Consider the following 16172-nt stretch of genomic DNA (forward strand, 5'->3'; position numbering starts at 1 on the left):
GGGTAAAATAAATGCTTGATAATAGGAGGTAACGATACTGCCTCGTGTGGAGTGTTATACCCCTCGTCCCTTCGGGGTTGCGAGAACACGATGAAGCACTAACTTGTGTAAATTTGATTGAATTGTATAGATTTAGTTAAGTTTATCGTATCGGAAGTTATTTGCACGGTAATGAAAGAAAACGGTACAATAGAAAGTAGTAATGCGGTATCGGTGTCATATGCGAATCGTTATCAGTGAAAGTACAAGAAGAAGTATACTCATTCTAAAGGTTGCGTTCTTACAGTGAGTTGCTTATGATAAATGAACAGAAGAGAATATTTTTTAGAATTAAAGGAGACGTTTATGCAAAAGTTTGAACAAGCTGTTTCATATATTGAAAATGGAGAAGCGGAAAAAGGGTTACAATTATTAAAAGAACAATTACAAATTGCGAATGATGAAGAGAAGTATGATATCGCTCGCTATTACCATACACTTGGATTTATGGATGAGGCGCTAGCAATTACTGAAGACTTACGTTTACTGTATCCAGAAGAAAGTGAATTTACGGTATTTTTAGCAGAATTATATATTGATCTAGACAAAGAGGATGAAGCGATTGAAGTGCTTCATGATATTCCAGAAAATGATGATTTATATGTTCAATCGTTATTACTTGTTGCAGATTTATTCCAAATGCAAGGCTTTGATGATGTAGCGGAGCAAAAACTATTAAAGGCGAAAGAAATGATGCCTGACGAACCTGTTATTACGTTTGGATTAGCAGAATTATATAGTAGTAAAGGTGAAGAACAAAAGGCAATTACTTATTATGAGTCGCTATTAGCAGAACATAAAGTAATGGGTGGTGTTGTCATTGCGTTGCGCCTTGCGGAAACGTTAAGTGCGATTGGAAACTGGGAAGAGGCAGTCTCTTACTATGAAGCAGGATTAGAGGAGCAAAAAGATATTCACTCATTATTTGGATATGCCTTCACATTATACCAAGGAGAAGAATATCAAAGAGCAATTGGTGCTTGGCAAGAATTAAAAGAATTAGACCCTGAGTATGCATCATTGTACATGTATTTAGCGAAAAGCTATGAAAAAGAAGGAATGCTTCAAGAAAGCTATGAAACACTTCATGAAGGAATTAAAGTAGATGAGCTTTCTGTTCCGTTTTATGTAGAATTAGCTAACATTGCAGCAAAATTAGGGAAAGTAGCGGAAGCAGAAGAAGTGCTTCAAAAAGCGCTTGAGTTAGATCCAGGACATTTAGGTGCAACATTGAAATATGCTTATATTTTAAAAGAACAAGAAAAGTATGAAGAGTTAATTGCAGTTGTAGAGCGTGCAATTGATAGCGGAGAGCCAGATACACAACTACTTTGGGATCTTGCGTTTGCAAAAAAACAATTAGAAATGTATTCGGATGCATTAAAACACTATGAAAGTGCATATACTTCTTTTAAGAATCATCCAGACTTCTTGGAAGAGTACGGTTATTTCTTATTGGAAGAAGGAATGCGAAAAGAGGCGAAAGAAGTATTTACTCAGTTGATACAACTAGACCCGACACAAATTCATATTGAAGAGTTGTTATATAATTTATAGGATTTTTCATAAGTTGGAAGGAAACTGAATGCCGCTTCTTGAATCTAAAAAGAAAAGAGAAAGACAGAGGAGGGACTTAATTGCTATGAATACCCCTGTTTCTGTAAACGAGAAGAAGGATTTTGTAAAATGGTTTTTGAATAATTACCAACTGAAACAGCGTGAATGTGTATGGATTTTGAATTATTTAATGAGTCACGACCAATTAATGCATAAAGTCCACTTCGTAGAGCATGCAAAATATTGTCCGCGTGGCTTAGTGATGTCAGCGAATTGTGTGAAGGATACACCGTTTCACTTTTTTAAACAAAATGTTATGACAACAGATGCTGAAAAATCGTTTCATGATATTCGTTTAAATCGAGATGAAGATATTTATATTCAACTCAACTTTAAATCATCGTTCCAAAATGCAAATTATGTAGCTGTATTAGAAGAAAACCCATATTTACCAAAGCATATTGAAGTAAATGAAAAAGATCGTTTACTTGCAGAGAGATTTTTAGAAGAAAGTGTATTTTCATTTAGAAGAGAACGTCTTTTGAAACAAATTGATGAAGCGTTGGATAAGCAAGATAAAGAAGCGTTTCATAGGTTAACGGCGGAGTTAAAGATTTTATAGAATTTATTTGGATTATTAATTTTTTACAAATTTCAGACTTTTTTAAGAAAAACTACCGATATTAGGTAGTTTTTCTTTTTTTACCCCTTTTAGTATGGTTTAATATATATAAAGTGAAAGTTCTGTTATTTTGAAATGAGGGAGGGAAGAGACTTGAAATGGATTGCAAAAGATGTGGAACAGTTTGAGCAAGCAAGAGAGTATGTTGATACAGGAGTTATACCACTTTTATCAATTTCGGCAGCAAAAGAAATGAAAATGGTTGTAGAACAAGGTGAATTTATCGAATTGTTGAGTATGGAATTGGAAAGAGAATATAAAGGAAGAGTGCTTTTATTACCTGCATTTACGTATTTAGTAGAAAGTCAAAAGAATGAAAAAGGTCGTTTGCAAGAATGGACAGATCATTTACAAAGCCAAGGTTTTAAGCACATTGCTTACGTTACAAGTGATTTTTCATGGAAAGAAGATATGCAAGAATTACAAGGAGATTTATTTTGGTTTCCTTCATTAGCGTTAGAACAATTTAGTGATCAAGCGAAGAGAGAAGTCATTCACGCTCATATAAAAAATATAATGGTAATGTTAGAAGAAAAATGGGGAAAATAATAATAAACAGAAAGTTCCCATTATTATGAGTAGTATGATATTGACCTGCGCATGTGGGTATTATATCATGATAGTGTCCTAGTTTTTATTTTTTATATTATTTTTCACGAGGGGACAATTTCTGATAGAGGGGGGAAATTTTCGTGAGCGAGAAGGAACATCGTGTGTCAAGAAGACAGTTTTTAAATTACACACTTACAGGGGTAGGAGGCTTTATGGCAGCGGGTATTTTAATGCCGATGACGCGATTTGCGCTTGATCCGGTGTTAAGAAAAGAAGCAGGAACGGATATGGTTGCTGTTGCACAAGTGAAGGATATTACAACAGAACCGAAGCGTTTCGACTTTAAGGTGAAGCAGGTTGATGGTTGGTACAAGTCTGACGAGCCAAAATCAGCTTGGGTTCATAAAGATGAAAGCGGAGACATTGTTGCGTTCTCTCCAGTATGTAAACATTTAGGATGTACAGTGAACTGGAATTCAGACAAAGCACATCCGAATCAATTCTTTTGCCCGTGTCACGGGGGGCGTTACACAAAAGATGGGGTTAACATTAAAGGCACACCGCCCCTTGCTCCGCTTGATGTGTACGAGTCTAAAGTAAAAGATGGAACATTGTATTTAGGAAAAGCGAAGCCAAGAGGGGGTGCAAAGTAGATGCTAAATAAAATTTATGATTGGGTAGACGAGCGGTTAGATATTACACCAATATGGCGCGATATCGCTGATCATGAAGTACCTGAACATGTAAACCCGGCACATCACTTTTCTGCATTCGTTTATTGCTTTGGAGGGCTTACCTTTTTCGTTACTGTAATTCAAATTTTGTCTGGAATGTTTTTGACAATGTATTATGTGCCAGATATTAAAAATGCTTGGGAATCGGTTTATTATTTACAAAATGAAGTTGCGTACGGGCAAATTGTTCGTGGTATGCACCACTGGGGTGCTAGTCTTGTAATAGTAATGATGTTTTTACATACACTCAGAGTTTTCTTCCAAGGTGCATATAAAAAGCCTCGTGAGCTAAACTGGATTGTTGGTGTTCTTATTTTCTTTGTTATGTTAGGTCTTGGTTTTACCGGATATTTATTACCGTGGGATATGAAAGCGTTATTTGCTACAAAAGTAGGGATTCAAATCGCAGAACAAACGCCGCTCATTGGTCCTTATATAAAAACATTACTCGCTGGTCATTCCGAAATTGTTGGCGCTCAAACATTAACTCGCTTCTTTGCTATTCATGTCTTCTTCTTACCAGCAGCACTTCTAGGTTTAATGGCCTTCCACTTCATCATGATTCGCAAACAAGGTATTTCCGGTCCACTATAAGAGATTGCTAAATTAAAGGGGAAAGAACTAAAGGAGGGAGATTATGCACCGCGGCAAAGGGATGAAGTTTGTAGGAGATTCTCGGGTACCAGTAGCTCGGAAACCAAATATTCCAAAAGATTATTCTGAATACCCAGGAAAAACAGAAGCATTTTGGCCGAACTTCTTGTTAAAAGAATGGATGGTTGGTGCAGTTTTTTTAATCGGTTATTTATGTTTAACAGTGGCGCATCCGTCACCGCTTGAGAGAATGGCGGATCCTACAGATGCAGGATATATACCACTTCCAGATTGGTATTTCTTATTCTTGTATCAGTTATTAAAGTATTCTTATGCTTCAGGCTCATTTACTGTAATTGGAGCATTTATTATGCCAGGGATTGCGTTTGGAGCATTACTGTTAGCTCCATTTCTTGATCGAGGCCCAGAAAGACGCCCATTGAAGCGTCCTGTAGCAACTGGATTTATGTTGTTAGCAATTGCATCGATTATCTTTTTAACTTGGGAATCTGTAGCACACCACGATTGGGAAGCTGCAAAAAAACAAGGAGCAATTGTAAAAACAGCACCAGTGGATAAAAATGATGACGGTTATAAACTAATGCAAAAAAATACTTGTTTAACATGTCATGGTGACAATTTGCAGGGCGGGGCAGCAGCACCGGCTTTGCAAAACTTAACTTTAAAACCAGAAGAAATCGCTAAAATTGCGAAAGACGGAAAAGGCGCAATGCCTAAAGGTGTATTTAAGGGAACGGATGAAGAAGTGAAAAAACTTTCAGAATTTATCGCAAAGTATAATAAGAAGTAAGAGAGAGCTGACTACAAAATTTGTAGTCAGCTTTTTATTTTGATGATAGAAAGTTTACTATATAATAGAGTAGAGTTCGATGAAAGAATGACTTTGTTTGAAAGGTGTTGGACAGACAGCTTGGTTTACTTGTATGCAATGTTAAGGCAACGTTCGGTACTATTATTTTTATTGATTGTTAACATGTTAGGTACAATTTACGGATTTATATGGTATGGAAATCAATTAAAAGAAACTTCACCTATATTTTGGCCATTTGTACCAGATAGCCCTATGGCGAGTCTCTTTTTTGTCTTTGTTTTAATTGGTTTCTTAATAAAGAGAAACTGGGGATTAATAGAGGCTCTGGCAATTGTTACTTTAATAAAATATGGTATATGGGCTGTTGTTGTAAATGGGGTTTTGATTTATGTAAAAGGTCCTATTGGTCTTATGGGGTATATGTTAATGCTATCGCATTTTGCAATGGCTGTGCAGGGAGTGTTGTATGCTCCGTTTTACCGCATAAAAAAATGGCATTTTGTAGTAGCGGGTATATGGACATTACATAATGATGCAATTGATTATTTATTTTGGCAAATGCCGAGATACGGAATTATGCATTTGTTTGCAGAGAAAATTGGTTATTTTACGTTTTGGCTAAGTATTGCTGTATTGTGCATTACATATTATTATTGCTTACGTGAGAACCGAAAACAGTTTTCTTTATGATGGTGAGGACATTTAGGGGGAGAAAATGAAGAAAAATAAGAGTGGCACAAAAATATTGGATCGATTAATCACTTTAGTTGTTTCATATAGCATAGCATTTTCTATTTTTGCACTCGCAACAATGGCGGTTGTATACGGAAAATGGCTGTATTATTTTGAAATTGATTTTTTAAACATCCCAGATTTAGCGGATATGACGAAGGATGAAATTAAGAGAAATTATGATGTACTTATTACATATTTATCTCCGTTTTATGACGGAGCATTACAATTGCCAACATTAGATATGTCTACAAATGGCCGCATTCATTTTGTAGATGTTAAAAATATTTTAGTGAAGATTCAATATGTGATGTATGCGACAATTATGATCGTAGTAATAGGTGGCGTGTATTTATTAAAAAGAAAAAATGAAAAGTTTTTACTGCACGGATCGATTCTAACAATCGTATTTCCGATAGCACTGATGTTACCAATTGCTATTAATTTTGAAAAGAGTTTTGTATTATTCCATAAGCTTTTATTCAGTAATGATTATTGGATGTTTGATATTGAAACGGATCCGATTATATTAATGCTACCAGAAGAATTCTTTATGCATGCTGCGTGTGCTATTTTATTATTCATTTTATGTGGTAGTATACTTTGTTACAGCATGTATAGATATTTCGTAAAAAAGAAAAAGATTTCAAAGGAAAAATTCTCTGTTTAAAGAGAATTTTTTTGTTTATAAAACGATAATATATTTTTCAGCCTAGTTATGTTCTATTCTTGTCCAATTTAACATATTTTGTACTAGTAGTTATAGGGGGGACCGGGATGAAGAGAACATTAATTGGATTGATCGCATTTCTAATTATAATGTTTCCGTTACGTATATATGCTGAAGAGTGGAGTGAACTAACAGGATTGTTAGACGACTCGTTACAGTTAGTGAAACGTAATGAAGATGAAAAAGCAGTACAAGTATTACAGTATTTCTCGGAGCAGTTTGTAGTGAAGGGGAATGAAAAGAAGCAAGAAGTAACACCAAATCAAGTTAGAGTCATTTCTTTAGCTTATGACAAGGCGAAACAATCTCTCTCGGAAGAAAATTTAGGTAAGCAAGTTAAAATTGATAATGTGTTGGCACTGCAACTTGCTGTTGATGCGCAAGTATCGAAATATCAACCGCTTTGGATGGAAAGAGAAGGGAAAGTAATGGATGCCTTTTCTCAAGTGGAAAAAGCGATGAAAAAAGAAGATGCTGGACAGTTTCAACAAACGTTAAATACATTTTTAAATGAATTTAATATTATTTATCCAAGCCTAATGATTGCTTTACCAGAAAATGAGGTGCAACGTATAAATGCTCATTTATCTTATTTGGATGAATTTCGTAACGTTATGTTAAAGACGAAAGGCGGCCAAATGCAATTAGGAATCATTAAAGGGGATTTGCAAAAGATATTTCACACAGTAAAAAAGGATGAAATTGCACCATCTCTCATTTGGTTTATGACAATTACTGGAGGACTTATTTTATTCACATTAACTTATGTTGGATGGAGAAAGTATAAAGGGGAGAGAGAAAAAAGAAAAAGTAATGTACATTCTAAAAATAGATAATGCGGGTAAATAAAGATACGGATTGTAAGGTTTATTCATTGACAATAATGGCAGAAGAAAATAGAATGAGAAGTACTATAATTAAAACTTCAATGGAGGTTCATGATGTTTTATTTAATTTACTTCGCGATCATAATGATCATACCGTTGTATGCACAGTCAAGAGTACGTAGTGCCTATAGCAAGTATTCACAAGTTTATTCAACATCAGGTATGACAGGAGCGGAAGTGGCCCGAAAAATTTTAGATGAAAATGGATTATACAACGTAGCTGTAGAAGAAACACCAGGTCATTTATCAGACCATTATGATCCAACTGCCAAAACGGTTCGATTATCAACAGATAACTATTATGGTCATTCAGTTGCTGGTACAGCAGTTGCAGCACACGAAGTAGGACACGCGATTCAAGATGCACAAGATTATAACTTTATGCGTATCCGTCATTCGTTAGTTCCAGTGGCGAATTTTGGATCGAATATATCATGGGTATTTATTATGATTGGTATATTTGCGACAATGTCAAAACTATTGTTATTAGGAATTGTTTTAATGGCAGCAGGTGTTGTGTTCCAACTCGTTACATTACCAGTTGAGTTTGATGCATCAAAACGTGCAATGCAACAAATCGAAGCGCTAGGTATCGTATCCACAGATGAATATGGCCAAGCTCGTAAAGTATTAAATGCGGCAGCATTAACATATGTAGCAGCTGCAGCTGTAGCGGTATTTGAATTATTACGTCTCGTATTAATGTATACTGGTATGCAGCGTAGCGACGACTAAAGACTATCAATTATGATAGTCTTTTTTTGTTTAGAGGACTGAATTATATAATATATTGCAAATAGAAATAATAGAAGTAATGAGGAAGGGTGGTGAGGAAAATGAAATATCCAAACCATTTAGTAAAACAAGTGAACGAGCGTAGTACTTCTTATCAGTTAGAAGGGTTTATAAGTGGCCAAGGTCCTGAAAATCCAAAATTTATGCTCGTTGGAGAAGCGCCTGGTGAAACGGAAATTCATAATGGTATTCCGTTTAGTGGGAGAGCTGGAAAACAATTAATGGGGTTTTTAGAGCGGATTCACGTTACAAGGGAAGAAGTGTACATTACGAGTGCGGTTCGGAGTAGACCGTATAAGTGGAAAGAGAAAAGAGAACGAAGTGGTGAAATCATACAAAAAAAGTATAATAGAACACCGAATCAAGGAGAAATAATAGCGCATGCACCTTTATTAGATTATGAATTGGAACATATAGAGCCACCTGTTATCGTCACACTTGGTAATATTGCATTACAGCGTTTAGGTGGTAAAAATAATAAAATTACGGATGTTCATGGAGAATTATTAAAGCAACCAGTGCAACAACTGAAAGATAGTAGTGGTACAGAATTTATATGGACAGAAAAAGAATATTCTATTTTTCCGACCTTTCATCCAGCTTCAATTTTTTATAACCGGAGTTTATTGGAGTTGATTTATGAGGATTTAGAGAAACTGAAGCAACATATATCAATAAAAAACTAGAAAAGCTAAGCAGCTTTTCTAGTTATATTAATTATGTAACGGGTTTTTATTTTCATCTAATGTAAATCCTTCGCCGACGACATCATGTACATCACTTACAGCAACAAAGGCGTGAGGGTCTACAGAAGTAATGATATTTTTTAGTTTCACGATTTCATTTTTTGCAACAACGCAATATAGTACATTTCGTTCAACTTTTGTATAGGATCCAACTGCTTTTAAAAAGGTTGCACCGCGCTCCATTTCGGATAAAATTTTTGAAGCAATTTCATCGTTTTTATCCGAGATAATAGTAGCTCCTTTTGCTGCATAAGCTCCTTCTTGCATAAAATCAATAACTTTAGCTCCGATAAAAACAGCAACTAACGTGTACATGCCTTCGCGATATGATAAATATGTAAGAATAGAGACGACAATAACGACGGCATCAAACATAAACATCGTTTTTCCCATACTCCATCCAAAATATTTGTGAGCTAGCCTTGCAATAATATCAACACCGCCAGTAGTACCGCCGTATTTAAATATAATTCCAAGCCCGATACCGATAAATGCCCCAGCGAATAAAGCAGCCAGTGTCATATCATTTTGTAAGTTTAAATGTAAGTTGAGTACTTCGTAGCGCTGGAAAATCCATAGGAATAAAGATACGCTAAATGTACCTATTAAAGTGTACAAAAATGTCGTTCGGCCGAGTAACTTCCAACCGATAAAAAATATGGGAATATTTAAAATTAAGTTTGTATAGGAAGGGTCAAGCGAAAATAGAAAATATAATAATAGTGTAATACCGGTAAAGCCACCCTCTGCAAGGTGGTTTTCAATATTGATATTTACAATACCGAAAGAGAAAATAGCGGAACCAATTAAAATGAAAATGATATTTCGAATTTTCAAGTTTGCTTTCATATAGAAATCCCCCTAATTATGTAGATTGTATTGCTCCGCTGAAACGATAAAACATAATGCAAGTAATTTCTGGTTGCTAGTGAAAATAATAAAAGCTGTAGAACCCTGGTTGGTTCGGGCTAATTTTTTGCGAAAAAACCGGCAAAAGAAGTTTCACTTTATTATAGTCTATCCAAAAAAGGGTCGCAAATAGGTGATTGGCGGGGAATAATATTTGTCAAATCGCGATGAATTGGCTAACATGAAAGAGGAAGGATTAGAGGTGAATTATATGGAAGCAAAAACGATGAAAGATATGCAGAAAGAAGTAGATGCATATATTGGTCAGTTTAAAGAAGGTTATTTCAGCCCGCTTGCAATGATGGCTCGTTTAACGGAAGAAATGGGAGAGCTTGCGAGGGAAGTAAACCATTATTATGGTGAGAAACCAAAGAAAACTACTGAAAAAGAACGCAGTATTGAAGAAGAGCTTGGAGATGTATTATTTGTTATGATTTGTATGGCAAATAGTTTAAATATTGATTTAGAAACAGCGCATAACATTGTAATGAATAAATTTAATACACGCGATAAAGATCGCTGGACACGTATTGATGAGGGAGAGAAAGAATAATGAAAGAAATTAAAGTAATTATCGCTGGACCAAGAGGACGTATGGGACATGAAGCAGTCCTTCTTATGGAAAGAACAGAACATTTCAATCTAGTAGCAGCAGTAGACTATAAGCATGGTGGAGAAAAGATTTCGGATTTACCTGGTATGCCGATGTTAGACACACCAGTTTACGCAGATTTACATACTTGTTTAGATGAAGTAGAAGCAGATGTATTATTAGATTTAACAACACCAGAAGTTGGAAAGAAACATGTGACACTTGCAGTTGAACGTGGACTTCGATCTGTTATTGGTACAACTGGATTTACTGAAGAAGAACTAAAGCAATTAACAGAAAATGCAAAAGAAAAAGAAGTTGGAACAATTATTGCTCCAAACTTTGCAATTGGTGCAGTTCTAATGATGAAATTCTCACAAATGGCAGCGAAGTACTTCCAAGATGTTGAAGTAATTGAATTACACCATGATCAAAAATTAGACGCGCCATCTGGTACGGCTGTAAAAACAGTAGAATTAATCCGTCAAAATCGTGTGCCAAAAGAGCAAGGACACCCTAATGAAACGGAACAATTAGAAGGAGCACGTGGTGCGAATGTAGACGGTATTCACATTCATAGTGTACGTTTACCAGGACTTATTGCGCACCAAGAAGTAATGTTTGGCGGTGATGGACAAATGTTAACGGTTCGTCATGATTCATTCAATCGTGCATCATTTATGTCAGGTGTAAAACTATCAATTGAGACAGTAATGAACCTCGATCATCTTGTGTACGGTTTAGAAAATATTATCGACTAAAGGGGAAACAACGGATGAAAATTGCCTTAATTGCACATGACAATAAGAAAAACGATATGGTTTCGTTTGCATACGCATATAAACCAATTTTTGAAAAACATGAATTATTTGCAACCGGAACGACAGGACTTCGTATTATGGAAGCGACTGGTCTAGTTGTAACAAGATATCAATCAGGTCCTCTTGGGGGCGATCAAGAAATTGGTGCAATGATTGCAAAAAATGATATGGATATGGTGATTTTCTTCCGCGATCCACTAACAGCACAACCACATGAACCAGATGTGAATGCGTTGCTTCGTTTGTGTGATGTATATGCGATTCCACTTGCAACGAATATGGCAAGTGCTGAAATGTTAATGCACGCGTTAGAGCGAGGAGATTTAGATTACCGCAAGTTAAGAAAATGAGGGGAACAATTATGAGTGGATTACATATATTAGCGTTTGGTGCTCATGCCGATGATGTCGAAATCGGCATGGCGGGTACCATCGCTAAATATACGAAGCAAGGGTATGAAGTAGGTATTTGTGATTTAACAGAAGCTGATCTTTCTTCAAATGGAACGATAGAGTTGAGAAAAGAAGAAGCAATGGCTGCAGCTCGTATAATGGGAGTAAAGACGAGACTGAATTTAGCGATGCCGGACCGTGGTTTGTATATGAAAGAAGAATATATACGTGAAATTGTAAAGGTGATCCGTACATATAAACCAAAATTAGTTTTTGCACCGTATTATGAAGATCGCCATCCAGATCATGCGAATTGTGCAAGGCTTGTGGAAGAGGCCATTTTTTCAGCGGGAATCCGTAAATATATGCCAGAGTTTCCACCGCATCGTGTAGAGTCTTTTTATAATTATATGATTAATGGTTTTCATAAACCGAATTTTTGTATAGATATTAGTGAGTACCTTTCTAAAAAAGTCGAAGCGTTAGAAGCGTATGAAAGTCAGTTTTCAACAGGGAGTGATGGTGTTAAGACGCCGTTAACAGAAGGGTACGTTGAAACTGTGATCGCTCGTGAAAAGATGTTTGGGAAAGAAGTTGGAGTAATGTATGCCGAAGGATTTATGAGTAAGAAACCGGTCTTATTACATGCTGATTTAATAGGGGGATGTAAATGAAATTGAAAATAGGTATTACATGTTATCCTTCTGTAGGTGGTTCTGGAGTTGTTGGAACAGAGTTAGGAAAGCAATTGGCGGAACGCGGGCATGAAATTCATTTTATTACATCGGGTTTACCATTTCGGTTAAATAAAGTGTATCCAAACATTTATTTTCATGAAGTGACGGTAAATCAATACTCTGTATTTCAATATCCACCATACGATTTAGCGTTAGCGAGTAAAATGGCAGAGGTTGCACAAAGAGAAAACCTTGATATTTTACATGTTCATTACGCAATACCACATGCAATTTGTGCTTATTTAGCAAAACAAATGATTGGGGAGCGTATTAAAATTGTTACAACCTTGCATGGAACAGATATTACTGTGCTAGGTTCCGACCCTTCGTTAAATAATTTAATTCGCTTTGGTATTGAGCAGTCTGATGTTGTTACGGCTGTCTCGCATTCATTAATTAACGAAACGCATGAGCTTGTAAAACCAAATAAAGAAATTCAAACGGTATATAACTTTATAGACGAACGTGTATATTTCAAGCGTGATATGTCCCAATTAAAGAAAGAATACGGTATAAGTGAGAGTGAAAAGATACTTATTCACATTTCAAATTTCCGTAAAGTGAAACGTGTACAGGATGTTGTTCAGGCGTTTGCTAAAGTTGCTAAAGAAGTAGATGCGAAGTTGCTTCTTGTTGGGGACGGACCAGAATTTTGTACGATCTTACAGTTAGTGAAGAATTTACATATTGAAGATCGCGTCTTATTCCTAGGAAAACAAGATAATGTTGCAGAGTTACTTGCGATGAGTGATCTCATGTTGCTTCTATCAGAGAAGGAAAGTTTTGGTCTTGTTTTATTAGAAGCGATGGCGTGTGGTGTACCTTGTATCGGAACAAGGGTTGGAGGTATTCCAGAGGTCATTCAACATGGTGAAACAGGCTATTTATGTGAAGTTGGCGATACAACAGGAGTGGCAAATCAAGCCATTCAGCTATTAAAGGATGAGGAACTTCACCGTAATATGGGGGAGCGAGCAAGAGAAAGTGTTTACGAGCAGTTCCGCTCAGAAAAAATCGTCTCACAATATGAAACGATTTACTATGACGTACTAAGGGATGACAAAAATGGAAAGATTTAAAAAAGCTAGTTCTATTATTGAGACATTAAAACAACAAGGACATGAAGCTTACTTTGTTGGCGGGAGCGTACGAGATCTTATTATCGATAGGCCGATTGGAGATATTGATATCGCGACATCTGCTTTACCAGAAGAAGTGATGGGAATATTTCCAAGGCATGTTCCTGTTGGTCTTGAGCATGGAACTGTAATTGTTGTAGAAAATGGTGAGCCTTATGAGGTAACCACTTTTCGAACAGAAAGCGAATATGAAGATTTTCGAAGACCTAGTAGTGTTCAATTTGTTCGTTCATTAGAAGAAGATTTAAAGCGTCGTGATTTTACAATGAATGCGATTGCTATGACAGAAGAAGGCGAAATGGTTGATTTATTTGCTGGGCAAGAAGCGATTCAAAAGAGAGAAATTGTAACAGTTGGAAATGCGGCTGATCGTTTTCAAGAAGATGCCCTGCGAATGATGCGTGGTATTCGGTTCGTAAGTACGCTAGGATTTTCTTTAGAAACAAAAACGAAGCAAGCGATTGAAACGTATGGACATTTACTGGAACATATAGCAATTGAGCGAATTACAGTGGAGTTTGAGAAACTGTTAACGGGTACATATTGTGTGAAGGGCCTCCAAGAGTTAGTAGAGACGAAGCTATTTTCTCATTTACCATATTTACAAATGTCAGAAGAGAGACTGTTAAAAGCTACGCAGTATAAATGGGATTCTTTTGAAACGGATATTGAGGCATGGGCATTTTTCTTATATTGTATCGGAGAAGAGCATCCATCTGTCTTTTTACGTCAATGGAAGTTTTCGAATAAAAAAATAAAAGATATTGTTGCAGTTTTATTAACAATCCGTACTAGAAATGAGAAGGAGTGGGATACAGTCCTTCTTTATAAAACGGGAATTCATATTGCTGAAATGGCAGAGAGAGTATATGAAGCAATGATTGAAAGCTATGATCGTACATCTGTTAAACGAGTACAAACAATGTTTCATGCATTGCCAATCAAGGGTCGTCAAGAAATGAATGTGACTGGGAATGATCTATTAAGCTGGGCAAATAAAAAGCCTGGTCCGTGGGTTGCTGAAATGCTTCAAAAAATCGAAGAAGCAATTGTACAAGGAAATGTAGTTAATGAGAAAGAGAGTATAAAGGAGTGGCTGCAAAGATGCAATCTACTATAAGAAAGCAGTTATTGCAAGTTTTTTCTGAAGCGGATGGAGAGTTTGTATCTGGTCAAACGATTAGTGATAAACTTGGTTGCTCAAGAACCGCTGTGTGGAAACATATGGAGGACCTTCGAAGTGAAGGTTACGAACTTGAAGCTGTGCGTCGATTAGGTTATCGAATTGCGAGTAAGCCAGATAAAGTGACTGCTAATGAAATTCAGTTAGGGCTACAAACGAAGCGAATTGGTAGAACAGTGTATTTTGAAGAAACTGTTGAATCTACGCAGCATATTGCAGCAAAACTTGCTTATGAAGGTGCAGAAGAAGGAACTATTGTTGTGGCAGAAGAACAAACAGCTGGAAGAGGTCGCTTAAGCAGAAAATGGCATTCACCAAAAGGAACAGGAATTTGGATGAGTATTATTTTGCGTCCGTCGATCCCGGTCCATCATGCACCGCAACTTACTTTGTTAGCGGCTGTTAGCGTTGCGCAAGCAATTGAAAAATGTACAGGTGTAAACGTAGGAATAAAATGGCCGAATGATATATTAATTCAAGGTAAAAAGGCTGTAGGTATATTAACAGAAATGCAAGCAGATCCTGATAAAATTAATGCTGTCATTATGGGTATTGGTATTAATGCGAATCAAAAGCAAGAACATTTTGACGAAGAAATTCAGCACATTGCAACTTCATTAGCGATTGAATCAGGTAAGCCAATTGTTCGTGCAGAGCTTATGCAACAAATCTATTTACAACTAGAAAAACTATACGAAGAGTATTTGAAAAATGGATTCTCTGTAATTAAAATTCTCTGGGAAAGTTACGCTGTGAGCATCGGAAAAGAAATTACAGCTCGAACGATGAGACAGACGATTACGGGGCTGGCGAAAGGTATTACAGAGGAGGGTGTATTGCTTCTCGAGGATCACGAAGGAAAAGTACATCATATTCATTCTGCCGATATCGAAATTAAGTAAAAGAAGTTCCTGTTTTGGAACTTCTTTTTATTTCAATATTTTTGAGTTAAATTTGTAAATTAATAATAAATTTTTGAATATGTAAGTTTCATTTCAAAATATCGTCTAGCTGGCCTTGCATGTTATTTGACGATTACTTTGCCCTCCATTCCTTTAAGGAGGTGGTACCGACATATTAATTCATATGTACCAGTATTTTTAGGTTTCACAGTAATATTTTTTTCTTTTCCTGACTCGACTACGACGTCAATGCCGAGTTTTTTTACTGTAAAGGTGTGCTCGTTTTTACCTTTATTTTTCAATAGTAATGTTGTTGATTCTTCAATCGGAATCGTGATGACATTTGGATTAAAGTAATCATCATTTAGTTCGACCTCAATCACTTTCGTTGAATCAGTAGGTTGTGTTACGACGTTAACTGAGGCAAATACATTGAAGGATCCTAAAGTCATCCACCATACAATCATTACAAGCAAACTGATGAACCGAAATAACCAGCTGTTCATAGACATCTGCAATTCTCCTTCGCTAAGTACTTTTCCTCAATTAACCTGCATCATTAGTTTAAGAGTTATACTATACATTTAAATTGATTATAGAAGAAATTAACTTGGATT

At 36.1% G+C, this 16172-nt stretch carries 20 protein-coding genes; 18 read left to right on the forward strand and 2 right to left on the reverse strand.

Annotated elements, in window-relative coordinates:
- The first annotated feature begins 345 nt into the window (after positions 1-345).
- From MR065_RS14725 to MR065_RS14775, 11 genes are all read left to right on the forward strand, one after another.
- Positions 346-1596, forward strand: coding sequence for a tetratricopeptide repeat protein (locus MR065_RS14725; protein ID WP_098989175.1), 1251 nt, complete (start codon positions 346-348; stop codon positions 1594-1596).
- A gap of 85 nt (positions 1597-1681) precedes the next feature.
- Entirely contained in the window at positions 1682-2218 is a 537-nt protein-coding gene (locus MR065_RS14730) for a ReoY family proteolytic degradation factor (RefSeq protein WP_002086615.1), read from the forward strand.
- Between the two features lie 135 nt (positions 2219-2353).
- Positions 2354-2827, forward strand: coding sequence for a YpiF family protein (locus tag MR065_RS14735; protein ID WP_141557830.1), 474 nt, complete (start codon positions 2354-2356; stop codon positions 2825-2827).
- Between the two features lie 143 nt (positions 2828-2970).
- Positions 2971-3483, forward strand: a complete 513-nt coding sequence (qcrA, locus tag MR065_RS14740; RefSeq protein WP_001290417.1) for a menaquinol-cytochrome c reductase iron-sulfur subunit — start codon at positions 2971-2973, stop codon at positions 3481-3483.
- Positions 3484-4158: a menaquinol-cytochrome c reductase cytochrome b subunit gene (gene qcrB / locus MR065_RS14745; protein ID WP_000932700.1), complete on the forward strand. Its 675-nt coding sequence runs from the start codon at positions 3484-3486 to the stop codon at positions 4156-4158.
- 43 nt (positions 4159-4201) lie between these two features.
- Complete coding sequence (gene qcrC / locus MR065_RS14750) at positions 4202-4969, forward strand: menaquinol-cytochrome c reductase cytochrome b/c subunit (protein WP_097902306.1); 768 nt, start codon at positions 4202-4204, stop codon at positions 4967-4969.
- A gap of 120 nt (positions 4970-5089) precedes the next feature.
- A complete protein-coding gene (gene lhaT / locus MR065_RS14755; RefSeq protein ID WP_242214182.1) occupies positions 5090-5680 on the forward strand; it encodes a lipoprotein heptaprenylglyceryl N-acetyltransferase LhaT in 591 nt (196 codons plus the stop codon).
- Positions 5681-5705: 25 nt separating this feature from the next.
- The gene (gene lit, locus MR065_RS14760) at positions 5706-6392 is read left to right on the forward strand and encodes a lipoprotein intramolecular transacylase Lit (RefSeq protein ID WP_097902304.1); all 687 of its coding nucleotides are present in this window, start codon (positions 5706-5708) and stop codon (positions 6390-6392) included.
- A gap of 107 nt (positions 6393-6499) precedes the next feature.
- A complete protein-coding gene (gene ypjB, locus MR065_RS14765; protein ID WP_097902303.1) occupies positions 6500-7288 on the forward strand; it encodes a sporulation protein YpjB in 789 nt (262 codons plus the stop codon).
- Between the two features lie 102 nt (positions 7289-7390).
- Positions 7391-8074: a zinc metallopeptidase gene (locus MR065_RS14770; RefSeq protein ID WP_097902302.1), complete on the forward strand. Its 684-nt coding sequence runs from the start codon at positions 7391-7393 to the stop codon at positions 8072-8074.
- A gap of 101 nt (positions 8075-8175) precedes the next feature.
- Positions 8176-8820: a uracil-DNA glycosylase gene (locus MR065_RS14775; RefSeq protein WP_277927421.1), complete on the forward strand. Its 645-nt coding sequence runs from the start codon at positions 8176-8178 to the stop codon at positions 8818-8820.
- A gap of 27 nt (positions 8821-8847) precedes the next feature.
- On the opposite strand, the gene MR065_RS14780 is transcribed toward MR065_RS14775, so the two are convergent.
- A complete protein-coding gene (locus MR065_RS14780; RefSeq protein ID WP_097902300.1) occupies positions 8848-9729 on the reverse strand; it encodes a YitT family protein in 882 nt (293 codons plus the stop codon).
- Positions 9730-10000: 271 nt separating this feature from the next.
- On the opposite strand from MR065_RS14780, the gene MR065_RS14785 reads away from it, so the two are divergent.
- The 7 genes from MR065_RS14785 to MR065_RS14815 are packed head-to-tail and all read left to right on the forward strand — an operon-like array spanning position 10001 to position 15555.
- The gene (locus tag MR065_RS14785) at positions 10001-10342 is read left to right on the forward strand and encodes a nucleotide pyrophosphohydrolase (protein WP_002108639.1); all 342 of its coding nucleotides are present in this window, start codon (positions 10001-10003) and stop codon (positions 10340-10342) included.
- Positions 10342-11142, forward strand: a complete 801-nt coding sequence (gene dapB / locus MR065_RS14790) for a dihydrodipicolinate reductase (protein WP_097902299.1) — start codon at positions 10342-10344, stop codon at positions 11140-11142. The genes MR065_RS14785 and dapB overlap by 1 nt, the downstream gene beginning before the upstream one ends.
- 14 nt (positions 11143-11156) lie before the next feature.
- Positions 11157-11552, forward strand: coding sequence for a methylglyoxal synthase (locus MR065_RS14795; protein ID WP_097902298.1), 396 nt, complete (start codon positions 11157-11159; stop codon positions 11550-11552).
- 11 nt (positions 11553-11563) lie between these two features.
- Complete coding sequence (gene bshB1 / locus MR065_RS14800; RefSeq protein ID WP_097902297.1) at positions 11564-12268, forward strand: bacillithiol biosynthesis deacetylase BshB1; 705 nt, start codon at positions 11564-11566, stop codon at positions 12266-12268.
- Positions 12265-13410, forward strand: coding sequence for an N-acetyl-alpha-D-glucosaminyl L-malate synthase BshA (bshA, locus tag MR065_RS14805; RefSeq protein WP_097902296.1), 1146 nt, complete (start codon positions 12265-12267; stop codon positions 13408-13410). Before bshB1 ends, bshA begins: the two co-directional genes overlap by 4 nt.
- Positions 13397-14590: a CCA tRNA nucleotidyltransferase gene (locus MR065_RS14810; RefSeq protein ID WP_242214184.1), complete on the forward strand. Its 1194-nt coding sequence runs from the start codon at positions 13397-13399 to the stop codon at positions 14588-14590. The genes bshA and MR065_RS14810 overlap by 14 nt, the downstream gene beginning before the upstream one ends.
- The gene (locus tag MR065_RS14815) at positions 14575-15555 is read left to right on the forward strand and encodes a biotin--[acetyl-CoA-carboxylase] ligase (protein ID WP_097902294.1); all 981 of its coding nucleotides are present in this window, start codon (positions 14575-14577) and stop codon (positions 15553-15555) included. Before MR065_RS14810 ends, MR065_RS14815 begins: the two co-directional genes overlap by 16 nt.
- 122 nt (positions 15556-15677) lie before the next feature.
- Here the strand turns inward: MR065_RS14815 and MR065_RS14820 are convergent, their stop codons facing one another.
- The gene (locus tag MR065_RS14820) at positions 15678-16067 is read right to left on the reverse strand and encodes a cupredoxin domain-containing protein (RefSeq protein ID WP_097902293.1); all 390 of its coding nucleotides are present in this window, start codon (positions 16065-16067) and stop codon (positions 15678-15680) included.
- Positions 16068-16172 lie beyond the last annotated feature (105 nt).

Source organism: Bacillus cereus group sp. BfR-BA-01383 (assembly GCF_022663495.1).
GTDB classification, from domain to species: domain Bacteria; phylum Bacillota; class Bacilli; order Bacillales; family Bacillaceae_G; genus Bacillus_A; species Bacillus_A cereus_AU.

Excerpts from the sequence above, each read along its gene's own strand:
- MR065_RS14725 (WP_098989175.1), top strand. The coding sequence starts at position 346 with ATGCAAAAGTTTGAACAAGCTGTTTCATATATTGAAAATGGAGAAGCG.
- MR065_RS14730 (WP_002086615.1), top strand. The coding sequence starts at position 1,682 with ATGAATACCCCTGTTTCTGTAAACGAGAAGAAGGATTTTGTAAAATGG.
- MR065_RS14735 (WP_141557830.1), top strand. The coding sequence starts at position 2,354 with ATGAGGGAGGGAAGAGACTTGAAATGGATTGCAAAAGATGTGGAACAG.
- qcrB (WP_000932700.1), top strand. The coding sequence starts at position 3,484 with ATGCTAAATAAAATTTATGATTGGGTAGACGAGCGGTTAGATATTACA.
- qcrC (WP_097902306.1), top strand. The coding sequence starts at position 4,202 with ATGCACCGCGGCAAAGGGATGAAGTTTGTAGGAGATTCTCGGGTACCA.
- lit (WP_097902304.1), top strand. The coding sequence starts at position 5,706 with ATGAAGAAAAATAAGAGTGGCACAAAAATATTGGATCGATTAATCACT.
- ypjB (WP_097902303.1), top strand. The coding sequence starts at position 6,500 with ATGAAGAGAACATTAATTGGATTGATCGCATTTCTAATTATAATGTTT.
- MR065_RS14770 (WP_097902302.1), top strand. The coding sequence starts at position 7,391 with ATGATGTTTTATTTAATTTACTTCGCGATCATAATGATCATACCGTTG.
- MR065_RS14775 (WP_277927421.1), top strand. The coding sequence starts at position 8,176 with ATGAAATATCCAAACCATTTAGTAAAACAAGTGAACGAGCGTAGTACT.
- MR065_RS14780 (WP_097902300.1), bottom strand. The coding sequence starts at position 9,729 with ATGAAAGCAAACTTGAAAATTCGAAATATCATTTTCATTTTAATTGGT.
- MR065_RS14785 (WP_002108639.1), top strand. The coding sequence starts at position 10,001 with ATGGAAGCAAAAACGATGAAAGATATGCAGAAAGAAGTAGATGCATAT.
- dapB (WP_097902299.1), top strand. The coding sequence starts at position 10,342 with ATGAAAGAAATTAAAGTAATTATCGCTGGACCAAGAGGACGTATGGGA.
- MR065_RS14795 (WP_097902298.1), top strand. The coding sequence starts at position 11,157 with ATGAAAATTGCCTTAATTGCACATGACAATAAGAAAAACGATATGGTT.
- bshB1 (WP_097902297.1), top strand. The coding sequence starts at position 11,564 with ATGAGTGGATTACATATATTAGCGTTTGGTGCTCATGCCGATGATGTC.
- bshA (WP_097902296.1), top strand. The coding sequence starts at position 12,265 with ATGAAATTGAAAATAGGTATTACATGTTATCCTTCTGTAGGTGGTTCT.
- MR065_RS14810 (WP_242214184.1), top strand. The coding sequence starts at position 13,397 with ATGGAAAGATTTAAAAAAGCTAGTTCTATTATTGAGACATTAAAACAA.
- MR065_RS14815 (WP_097902294.1), top strand. The coding sequence starts at position 14,575 with ATGCAATCTACTATAAGAAAGCAGTTATTGCAAGTTTTTTCTGAAGCG.
- MR065_RS14820 (WP_097902293.1), bottom strand. The coding sequence starts at position 16,067 with ATGTCTATGAACAGCTGGTTATTTCGGTTCATCAGTTTGCTTGTAATG.